The sequence below is a fragment of the Rhizobium laguerreae genome (assembly GCF_019778565.1).
GTDB lineage: Bacteria > Pseudomonadota > Alphaproteobacteria > Rhizobiales > Rhizobiaceae > Rhizobium > Rhizobium laguerreae.
Map to the genome: position 1 here is coordinate 220,952 of NZ_JAAXQT010000008.1, position 9,289 is coordinate 230,240.

A 9,289-nucleotide genomic window follows, 5' to 3' on the forward strand; every position below is an offset into this window, starting at 1 on the left:
TTTAAGTCATAAGGTACGAATGAAGAAGCCGAGGGATCGCCTACAAGAAGCGAGAGCGTCAGCGGGGTATGATAGCCCCACTGCAGCCGCGTCTGCGTTCCCGAGAGACATCAATAAAAATACACTCATAAGTCACGAAAACGGCAACCGTGAACTTTCGCGGAAGGCCGCCGAGAAATATGCCAAGCTGTTCAACGTTGACGCAGGGTGGCTTTTGTACGGAAGCGCACATTCTCTTAACGTTAACGAGACATCCCCCGGTATATTACAGAATCTTGAACTACCAAACGCGATTATTCGCGATAAGGTAGAAGGTCTTGGACGCACGATCCCGGTATATGGCCAGGCGGTCGGCGGCGTCGACGGGGAATTTCTCATGAACGGCAGCGTCCTCTACGAGGTCAAGGCACCTCCGGCTATTGCTAGCATTCCGGACGCATATGCTGTTCAGGTCGCCGGCGATTCGATGTCGCCGCGCTATGACGATGGTGAAATCTGTTATGTCGACCCTCGGCGCCGCGTAAAAAAGGGTGATTACGTCATCGTCCAGATTCGCAACGATGAACACGGCCCCCTGCTCGCCTACGTTAAGAAGTTCATCCGGCAAAACAGCATCGAGCTGGTGCTTGAGCAATTCAATCCGGCCAAAGAGCTGCGTTTCGCTAGCGGAACCGTTGTGTCAGTTCATTACATCACTTTGGCGGGTAACGGATGAAGACGCTCCTCCCCTGTTTGCTCGGATTTGCCGCGATGGCGTTCGGCCATTTCGTTCTCGGCTTTCCTTGGGAGACGTGTCTTCTGGTGATGGCGCTTGGCGCGATCGTCATCCTGTCGAACGAAATTCAGGATCTTCGCAGCGAAATTGCGTTCATACGCAGTATACTAGATGATAGAGATATCCTTTAATCTCATCTGGTTAAGGTTCTGCTCTATGGTGAGACCGTTGAAATCTCCGCAAACCAAGAACCTCGGCAAAAATGCCGATGCACCTGGATCGGAAGGGATGACCTGCTCTACGGAGCCGACCGCCGCTTATTCCGCTACATGCCTGGCTATAGCCGCCCGCATGTCTTGATGTCTTTTTCAGGGGCTACCTGACGATCCGGGCACATCACCAGCTTTCGCTGCCAGAGACCCGTTGAGCCTAATCGCATCCCGTTCCTTGCTCAAACATCAGCGCACGGCCGAACCGGTCCGCGTCATTCCGCGCGCTCTGGTTTTGAAAGGTTGCAATTTAAGGCCGGTATGATATCACTGATATCACTGGTTCGGTCCGCAAGCCATTCTCACCAGTCACAGCCCCGGCGCTCACTCAAGCGTGCGGGGCTTTCCATTTTCTACTCCCTGATTCTCATAGCGTCAAACGTTTTGTACGACGAATAATTGCGCCATCCGCAGAAATCGTACATTTCGTACTTGACCTATCATCGTACAAAGCGTACGTTAAATGGGCAAGCAACGCAGAACGAAGAAGCCCCGGCCGATCTTCTGCAACGAACCGAGACGAACATCTCCAACACGGCAGGACGAGACGATGAGCAGCAAGCAGATCGAGTTGAAGCCCTGCCCGTTTTGCGGGTCAGACAAAGTTGATGGGATGTTTATCCGCGATGGATGGCGCGTCGGTTGCCTAGATTGTGGCGCTGGCGTCCCGGCTTATCATCCCAATGCTCATGTTATCTCGGCCGACAAGTGGAACCGCCGGTCTGAGATGACGGACAATTTCCTGCCGTGCCCGATTTGTGGTCTTGACGCCGATCTTCTTGGTGTTGGGGGCCAGCCGGTATCTCCACCATCCGCCGATAATCCGCCAGTGGGGCCGGAAGGTTTCTTCGACGACCAGTTCGAAGCATCTGTGGCGACCGATAGCGCATTGCAGTCTGCTGCTCGTGAAGCCGGATGGGCGCTGTCTACCCTCGTCGACGAGATCAAATTCGAGAAGCGTCAGCAGGTCGTCAACATCATAAACCGACTGTCGGCGGCTCTCTACGCAACCAACCAACTCAGACCCGCCACTGCGGAGGATTTCGAAAGTGATCAAACCCCAGACACCCGCCACGGCGGATCATCTGGAAACCGGAGTGAGACGATGAGTGAAGACCGACACGTAGCATTCGACACGGAGCTGTGCGCCAAAAACCCGGAAGCGGCTGCCGACAGGATCGCAGAGCTTGAGTCTGGCCTTGAACGGCTTGAGGCGTTTGAGAAGGCCGTGCTGCCCCGTGTTCTAGCTTATTTGGAAGGGAGCGACCCGAACGCCACGTCTGGAGGCATACGGAATTCCGAACTGCGGGCTGCCATACGAGCAGCATCGCTCGCCACACGTGCTGGCTGGGAATTCTCCGGAAAAGAAGAGCTTTTGGAAGCTCTGCAGGCCGTCGCTTCAATCCTCCCGAAGTACGAGATGAAAGGCGACACCGCCAGCGACGACGAGGCCCTTAGCGCGGTTCTTGAGATGGTCACCGATGCCATCGCCAAGGCAACCACCTGACCTCCGCCACGGTCCTCCGGGGCCATTCAAAGCTGATCGAACAACGCAAGGGATGAAGATGAACAGAAGCGCAGCACAATTGAAAGCCCGCACGGAGACGCTCACGATCGGCGACCTGCGCCAGATGATCTCAGATGCACGCGGCAACGCTACGGCGAGCAAGGTAAATCCCGCGATCCCTGTCGACCGCGTTCTTGGCATCTACGAGGCCGCGCTTGAAGGCCGCGCTGACACGGAAATCCCGAAGGCTTGGAAGCAAGACATCTACAGCCGCCACCCCGGCGCTCAGAAGCCGTCTCGCGATTTCCTGATCATCGTCAACATCCTTCGCGACTGCGCTTAGCCACCACCACCCGCCCGGTAAACCCCAGGCTCTAGAGGAATGAGACGATGACGGCAATGGTAGATAGCATCGAAGTTAGGATCGACAGTTCTCGTCCGATCTTCATCACGGCAAGCGCTGACGACATCGGGGCAATCTTCGCCAGAATGTCTGGCGTTGACCAGATCGCCGTTCTGGAGGCCATGGTCAAGCACATGTCCGTTCACCCGCTGCAGTGGGATTATATCTCGATAGCACTGGATCAGCCAGTCAACCGTGAGCTTCGCGATCGTCTGCGCAGCGTTCTGTTCCCGCCGGAGGAAGTGTGATGGACCAGTTCACCTCCATGCAAGCCGCTCTCGATGCCGCCAAAGCTCAGTTCTCAGTCATCCAAGGCACTCAGGAAGACAACGCTGAAATCATCAAGGAGCTTTCGAAAGCCTTCATCGGCTCGATCTCCGAACTGGTTCACGCTGCCGGCGGAGATAACGGATACATCGAACCGTGGTCCGATGGCGTCGAGGATGACATCTATCGCTGCTTCTTCAGCGCCCGCAATCCCATTCCACAAGACATGTTCAAGCCGCGCCCCGGTCTTCTCAAGCTGATCGTGATGGGCGCCGATATGAGGGGAAGCCGATGAGCGATAGCATTAAACTTCTGGACGCTGTTCACGATATGCGAGCCACCGCGTTAAGTGTTGCACGATCTATCGATAATATCGCCGCAATCCTTTCCGAGGTCGGCATGGATAAGCTCTCTGTTCGCCTAGACGCGGCAGCGAATGAGCTCGTCGTGGTCAGCTCCAGACTGAGCAATGCTTATGGCGATGACCTTTCCGAGCGTCTCAACGGATCTACCCATATGGCCGGTAATCTTCTTTGCCTCGCGCTTAAAGCTGCGACCGAGAAATCCGCCGTCAAGGTTGAGATGGAGGATGCTGGTCAATGAGCGAACGTGTCGAATTCGAAATGACGCAGGCCGATCTTAACGCCCTGCTGGACGCTTGCAAGCCGGTCCCGGCCATCATGCTCCAGTGCGGAATGCCTACTAGCCCTCAAGAGAACGCCAATCGAGCATGGGCGTCCTTGGGCACCAAGATGGGCTTTGACCCGATGACAGTTCGACCGAACGGCAAAAGCGACCGCTTCTTCACAGCAATTCCGGTGGAGGTGAAACCGTGAAAAATTACCACTTCGTCTTCACCGGCATGCCTTCACCAGAAGGTGCGATCTTCGTCGAGATTGAAGACGGCAACGGCATATCTATCAAAGCTGGAGACTGGCGCAATCGAGATGACGGGCTGTGCGAACTCGTTGTTCCAGCGCCGGATTCCTCCACCGCCGAGGAACGTGACCGGTTGCGGGATGAGAACGAGAGGCTGAGGGTCATCTGCCGCGATACGCAGATGCTGGCCTACAAATGGCAGGAGGCGCACGACTGCCTTAAGGCCGGATTACCCTATTCCTTCCCGTCACCGGCCGACTTGCCGGAATGTGAGGCGGAAAATGAACGACTGCGTGGCGCGCTGCATGCTGTCTCTGGATGGCTCCAAAACGGTGATTACGACAACCGCAACGGCTTGGCCGAGATGGATCGGATCGCCAGCATATGTGATGCAGCCCTCAATCCGACAGGCGCGTCATGAGCCTTTGCCAATTCCGTTCCGAGCGTGAATGCGGTTGCCCCGCTGAAGCATGCGCCGTGCAGCCCGTCACCCCGTCGCCGGTCGTCATTTTCTCACTCAAGACCCAGGCGATTGTCTGCCTGTTTCTAGGCTTTGTGGCGATGATCGGATCTGCCGCTTGGATGGAGAGCCAGTACAGAACCGACGATCGTACCAATCAGGAGGTAACGCGCCATGAGCCCCGCTGAATATCGCGCATTGGCCCTCAAGGCTTTCGAGATGGCCGAGGAATACCGCCTCGAGGCCAAGACATCAACGCCAGCGCGCGCCGCATTGCTTTTGAGATGGGCTCATCAGCGCGATGCCGATGGGTTCTTCTACTGCGATCGCGCCGACATCGACGAAGATTTCAACCGCCGGCATGCGCCGAAGCACGAAAGGGCTGCATGATGGATACCTTAACAGAAAATCCGCGGGCCGTAATGGGCAATAACGGCGGCCCAGAGCTTACCGCCTTCGATGCGGTCAAGATCAACATCACCGATCTCTACGACGAAGCGCGCCTATGGTTGGACGGGACGCCCATCGAGACGCAGGAGCAGGCCGACGCTCTGAACACACTCAAGGCCCGCATCAAGGATGCGATCAAGGCTGCCGAGACGCAGCGAGTTATTGAAGGCGCACCCCATAAGCAGGCGATCGACGAAATTCAGGCCCGCTACAACGAACTGATCGGCAACAACAAGTCCGTCACTGGTATCGCGCTCAAGGCCGAGGAAGCCTGCAACAAGGCTCTGAAGCCCTACCTGCTCGAACTGGACCGCCAGCAGCAGGAAGCCGCCCGTGTTGCCCGTGAGGAAGCCGAACGCAAGCAGCGTGAAGCCATGGAGGCCATGCGCCAGCGTGACGCCGCCAACCTGCAGCAGGCCGAAGACGCCGAACGGCTCGTTCAGGAGGCCAAGCAGGCCGATGCAGCGGCGTCCCAAGCCGAGAAGGCCCGCGCCCACGCAAAGGGCGAAGGACGCGCCACGGGGCTCCGCACCGTCCACCGCGCCCAGATGGTCGACCGGCAGCTTGCTGCGAAATGGGTTTGGCTCGATCGCAACGAAGAACTGATGACGTGGATCCAGGATCAGGCCGACAAGGCCGTCCGTGGTGGCGTCCGCTCGATCGCAGGTTTTGAAGTAATCGAAGAGAAGGTGCTGTGATGCCTACCACCGAAGAATTGAAGCAGTTGTTTGCCGAATTCCCGCGTGACGCGATTAGCTGGCGCGCCCAATCCGTGACGAAGGACGGCACCAAAGCCATGGCGCTTGCCTACATCGACGCCCGCGACGTGATGGACCGGCTTGACGACGTGTGCGGCTCCGAAAACTGGCAGGACCGCTATGAGTTCCACGGCACCAGGACGATTTGCTATCTCTCCATCCGTGTCGATGGCGAGTGGGTGACGAAGGCTGACGGGGCCGGCGACAGCGACGTTGAAGCCGAAAAGGGCGCCATCTCGGATGCCTTGAAGCGAGCCGCCGTCAAATGGGGCATCGGTCGCTACCTCTACAGCATCGTGACGCCGTGGGTCCCCTGCGAGACATACGAGTCCAACGGCAAGAAGCATTGGAAAAGCTGGTCTGTTGATCCGTGGTCGCTCGTTCGCAGTCCGCGCCCTGCCCCTCAGAAGCAGCCAGCAGCCGCGCCGGTGCCCCCGAGCCCTGCGATGGAAAGCCTCTGGCAGGAGATGGAGGCGATCTCGTCAAGCCGTGGTCTCGAGTTGTTTTGGAAGGATAACGTCAAGACCATCCTCGGTTTCGACGACGGCAACAAGAAGCGTTTCGTCGACAAGAAGGACGAGCTGAAGGCGAAGTTTGCACCGCCGCCGGCTGAAGGGGATTCGTTCCCCGGATCAATCTCCGATCGTGAAGCGCTGCGTCAACCCATGGCTGGAGGCTGACATGGCCCAAACTGTCATCCTGCACGGTCACAGCCAAAAGGCGTTCGCCGTCTCCCTCATCGAGAAGGCCCCGCAAGGCGCTGTTCTGACCATCCGCGAGGCCGGCCGATCGGTCGACCAGAATTCGAAGCTCTGGGCGATGCTCTCCGATGTCAGCCGCTCGATGCCAGACGGTCGCCGGCACACCCCGGAAGTCTGGAAGACGCTCTTCATGCATGCCTGCGGCCACGCCGTTCAGTTCGAAATGGGATTGAACGGCCAGCCTTTCCCGACCGGCTTCAGGTCTTCGAAGCTGACGAAATCGCAGATGGCCGACCTGATCACATTCATCATCCAGTGGGGCGATGAAAAGGGCGTCGTCTGGACAGAGCCTCACGAAGAGGAGAAGGCAGCATGAGCGAGAAGCCGAGGCCCTGTCCCTTCTGCGGCGATGATGAAAGCGTTTACCCGAGCTACGAATGGCCGGGAAGCGGAAAGCCCTATGCGATCGACTGCATTCGCTGCGGATTTGATTTCACGCCGCGCCCGGGGATGGACGTTATCAAGATGTGGAACACCCGCGCAGGAGACAAAGACGAAGGGAGCGAAGCATGACCTCCTTTTCAAAGCTCATCACCAAGTGCCTCCGCGCGTGGGTGGAATTTCAGAACCGGAAGCGCATGGCCCGCGTCATGCCGGAAATCATCGAGCGCAAGAAGTTGATCGAGAAGAACCGGCGGCGGCATAGGCGAAACCGCGCGCTGTTGGTTGAGCAGCGAAATGAGATGACCCGGATGCTGAGGGTTCGGCAATGAGCAGGCTTGAATTCAACCGCAAGACCAAAGCCATCATCATCGCCCGCGCCGCCGGCTACTGCGAAGCATGCTCTGCAGTTCTCAAGCCTGGCGAGGGAGAGGTAGACCATATCCTTCCGTGCGCTTTAGGTGGAGAGCCTACGGTTGCCAACGGGCGCCTAATCTGCCGTGTCTGCCATGTCGCTAAGTCGGCAACAGATATTCGCAGCATCCGCAAGGCCGATCGGTCACGCGACAAGGCGACCGGCGCCATCGCTCCCAAGCAGAAGATCCCCGGCCGCGGCTTCCCGGTATCGGAGAGCGCAGCCAAGAGGCAGACGAAGACCCCGCTTCCGCCGAGGGCGCTGTTTAAGCCCGCAGATGAGAGGAACGTATGATGACCAGCCACGACCAGCGCTATGCTTTCTGCCGCGTGACATATTGGAAAAACAATATTGCGGCGAAATCCGATGAAGAATGGACGGTCTGCCGAGTTGGCCCGCTTGGACCGTATGGCTATGGAGAGCAGTCATTCGAGAACAACGAACAGGCAATCTCTCGCCGTGACAGCCTTATAGCCTTTCTCGAAAAGGCATACGAAAGCGGCCGTTACGATGCGAAAAAGGAGATCCGCGAAGTTCTTGGCGTGAAGGAGCCACGGTGATGACCATAGAGACGGAATTGCCGGCTGTGAAGGTGAAGGCGAAGATAACCATAAAGCTCCGTCTTCGCGATAAGCACGCCGCTGAGCTGACAAGGCAATCCCGAGCCGTCAACTACGTCTGGAATTTCTGTAACGAAACCCAAGCCAAAGCTGCCAACGATCGGCGCAAGTGGCTCTCCAATTACGATCTTCAGAAGTTGACTGCCGGCGCTGGGACTATGCTCGGCATAAGCTCTCAAACGGTCTGCAAGATATGCGAGACCTACGAAAAGTCGCGTCGTCAGAAGCGGCTTCCAAAGCTCCGATTTCGTGGAAAGCGGTCCCTCGGGTGGGTACCTTTCCATGCAAATTCCATAAGGTTCTATGGCTCTAGCTTCATCTTCCGCAGCGCGCGCTACGACGTGATGCATACCCGCAGCGAGCTTCAGCCAGGAATTAAGCTCTGCGATGGATCGTTCAATTGCGATGCCAGAGGCCGCTGGTACATCAACGTCCCGATCGAAGTTGATGTTGCTGACCAGGACTTCGCCCAAGCCGTTGGGGTCGACCTTGGTCTAAAGACCATGGCAACGCTTTCTGACGGCGGGAAGATAGAGGCACGTCCTTTCTACCGAAAGAGCGAGGAAGCACTGGCGACCAGTCAGCGCGCGAGGAAGACGAAGCGCGCCCTCGCCATACACGCAAAGGCGGCGAACCGCCGGAAAGACTTTCTCCACAAGGCCAGTTCGGCTTTGGTGAAGGAATACGGGACGATCATCGTTGGCGATGTTAGCCCGTCGAGATTGGCCAAGACCAATATGGCGAAGTCCGTGAACGACGCCGGCTGGGCAAGCTTCAAAACGATGCTCTCGTACAAGTCAATTATGAATGGCGGGCGCTTCCTTGAAGTTTCTGAGGCCTACACATCGCAAACCTGCTCGACGTGTGGGTGTCTCCCCGCGTCGAGGCCGAGAGGTATCGCAGGTTTGGCAATAAGAGAATGGGCTTGCGACGACTGCGGATCGGTCAATGACCGTGACGTGAACGCTGCCAGGAACATTCTCCGCGTCGGCTTGGACGCGCTTGTAGAAGGAGCTGCGTAAATGCGGAGCAAGCAACTCAAGGACGATCCCGGCAACGGAAGGGATGGTGAAGCCGAGCTGTGCGAGCCGGCGGCGTGGAAAGTCCAGAGGTCTGACGGCAGCTGGTTTAATACAGACAGAGACGGAGCGTCCTATTGGAAGTCAGTCGGTCGAGCGGTGCGCCCAGAATCCGCCGCCGACGAGATCGCCGCACTCCGCGCCAGATGCGAGAAGGCAGACCGCAGAATAGCGGAACTGGAGGCGGCGCTGAAGCCGTTCAACACCGGTTGGGCTGACGAAAACGGCTGGACCGATATGGCATGTCAGCACGACCGGATAGTTGACTGGTTCGGGCCATCTGACTTCCGCGCCATCCGCGCGCTTATCCCAAGGGAGGAGTAAG

The 9,289-nt window shown here is 57.6% G+C and carries 19 protein-coding genes; all 19 read left to right on the forward strand.

All coding sequences use genetic code 11. From position 1 onward, the window contains the following. Positions 1-19: 19 nt before the first annotated feature. The 19 genes from HFO71_RS24055 to HFO71_RS24145 all read left to right on the forward strand — a co-directional run bounded on the left by HFO71_RS24055 (position 20) and on the right by HFO71_RS24145 (position 9,288). Positions 20-715 carry a LexA family transcriptional regulator gene (locus HFO71_RS24055; RefSeq protein WP_221988508.1) on the forward strand — a complete coding sequence of 232 codons (696 nt, stop codon included), beginning with the start codon at positions 20-22 and terminating at the stop codon, positions 713-715. Next, positions 712-906: a hypothetical protein gene (locus HFO71_RS24060; protein WP_221988509.1), complete on the forward strand. Its 195-nt coding sequence runs from the start codon at positions 712-714 to the stop codon at positions 904-906. Before HFO71_RS24055 ends, HFO71_RS24060 begins: the two co-directional genes overlap by 4 nt. Before the next feature lie 628 nt (positions 907-1,534). Continuing rightward, positions 1,535-2,491, forward strand: a complete 957-nt coding sequence (locus HFO71_RS24065) for a Lar family restriction alleviation protein (RefSeq protein WP_221988510.1) — start codon at positions 1,535-1,537, stop codon at positions 2,489-2,491. Positions 2,492-2,549: 58 nt separating this feature from the next. Continuing rightward, positions 2,550-2,834, forward strand: a complete 285-nt coding sequence (locus tag HFO71_RS24070) for a hypothetical protein (RefSeq protein ID WP_221988511.1) — start codon at positions 2,550-2,552, stop codon at positions 2,832-2,834. A gap of 47 nt (positions 2,835-2,881) precedes the next feature. Further along, positions 2,882-3,142, forward strand: coding sequence for a hypothetical protein (locus tag HFO71_RS24075; protein ID WP_221988512.1), 261 nt, complete (start codon positions 2,882-2,884; stop codon positions 3,140-3,142). Next, positions 3,142-3,456 (forward strand): hypothetical protein, encoded by a 315-nt coding sequence (locus tag HFO71_RS24080; RefSeq protein ID WP_221988513.1) that lies wholly within the window; start codon positions 3,142-3,144, stop codon positions 3,454-3,456. Before HFO71_RS24075 ends, HFO71_RS24080 begins: the two co-directional genes overlap by 1 nt. Continuing rightward, positions 3,453-3,764: a hypothetical protein gene (locus HFO71_RS24085; protein ID WP_221988514.1), complete on the forward strand. Its 312-nt coding sequence runs from the start codon at positions 3,453-3,455 to the stop codon at positions 3,762-3,764. The genes HFO71_RS24080 and HFO71_RS24085 overlap by 4 nt, the downstream gene beginning before the upstream one ends. Continuing rightward, positions 3,761-3,997: a hypothetical protein gene (locus tag HFO71_RS24090; RefSeq protein WP_221988516.1), complete on the forward strand. Its 237-nt coding sequence runs from the start codon at positions 3,761-3,763 to the stop codon at positions 3,995-3,997. Before HFO71_RS24085 ends, HFO71_RS24090 begins: the two co-directional genes overlap by 4 nt. Beyond that, positions 3,994-4,461, forward strand: coding sequence for a hypothetical protein (locus HFO71_RS24095; RefSeq protein ID WP_221988517.1), 468 nt, complete (start codon positions 3,994-3,996; stop codon positions 4,459-4,461). The genes HFO71_RS24090 and HFO71_RS24095 overlap by 4 nt, the downstream gene beginning before the upstream one ends. Positions 4,462-4,674: 213 nt before the next feature. Beyond that, positions 4,675-4,890 (forward strand): hypothetical protein, encoded by a 216-nt coding sequence (locus tag HFO71_RS24100; RefSeq protein ID WP_221988518.1) that lies wholly within the window; start codon positions 4,675-4,677, stop codon positions 4,888-4,890. Further along, positions 4,887-5,648, forward strand: coding sequence for a hypothetical protein (locus tag HFO71_RS24105; RefSeq protein WP_221988519.1), 762 nt, complete (start codon positions 4,887-4,889; stop codon positions 5,646-5,648). Before HFO71_RS24100 ends, HFO71_RS24105 begins: the two co-directional genes overlap by 4 nt. Next, positions 5,648-6,388: a Rad52/Rad22 family DNA repair protein gene (locus tag HFO71_RS24110; protein ID WP_221988520.1), complete on the forward strand. Its 741-nt coding sequence runs from the start codon at positions 5,648-5,650 to the stop codon at positions 6,386-6,388. The genes HFO71_RS24105 and HFO71_RS24110 overlap by 1 nt, the downstream gene beginning before the upstream one ends. Position 6,389: 1 nt before the next feature. Beyond that, a complete protein-coding gene (locus HFO71_RS24115; RefSeq protein ID WP_221988521.1) occupies positions 6,390-6,785 on the forward strand; it encodes a recombination protein NinB in 396 nt (131 codons plus the stop codon). After that, positions 6,782-6,982 (forward strand): Lar family restriction alleviation protein, encoded by a 201-nt coding sequence (locus tag HFO71_RS24120; protein ID WP_221988522.1) that lies wholly within the window; start codon positions 6,782-6,784, stop codon positions 6,980-6,982. The genes HFO71_RS24115 and HFO71_RS24120 overlap by 4 nt, the downstream gene beginning before the upstream one ends. Beyond that, positions 6,979-7,182 (forward strand): hypothetical protein, encoded by a 204-nt coding sequence (locus HFO71_RS24125; RefSeq protein WP_221988523.1) that lies wholly within the window; start codon positions 6,979-6,981, stop codon positions 7,180-7,182. Before HFO71_RS24120 ends, HFO71_RS24125 begins: the two co-directional genes overlap by 4 nt. Further along, the gene (locus tag HFO71_RS24130) at positions 7,179-7,559 is read left to right on the forward strand and encodes an HNH endonuclease (protein ID WP_221988524.1); all 381 of its coding nucleotides are present in this window, start codon (positions 7,179-7,181) and stop codon (positions 7,557-7,559) included. The genes HFO71_RS24125 and HFO71_RS24130 overlap by 4 nt, the downstream gene beginning before the upstream one ends. Then, positions 7,559-7,825: a hypothetical protein gene (locus HFO71_RS24135; RefSeq protein ID WP_221988525.1), complete on the forward strand. Its 267-nt coding sequence runs from the start codon at positions 7,559-7,561 to the stop codon at positions 7,823-7,825. Before HFO71_RS24130 ends, HFO71_RS24135 begins: the two co-directional genes overlap by 1 nt. After that, on the forward strand, positions 7,825-8,907 hold the full coding sequence (locus HFO71_RS24140; RefSeq protein WP_221988526.1) for an RNA-guided endonuclease InsQ/TnpB family protein: 1,083 nt from the start codon (positions 7,825-7,827) through the stop codon (positions 8,905-8,907). Before HFO71_RS24135 ends, HFO71_RS24140 begins: the two co-directional genes overlap by 1 nt. Further along, complete coding sequence (locus tag HFO71_RS24145; protein ID WP_221988528.1) at positions 8,908-9,288, forward strand: hypothetical protein; 381 nt, start codon at positions 8,908-8,910, stop codon at positions 9,286-9,288. The last annotated feature ends 1 nt before the right edge of the window (position 9,289 follow it).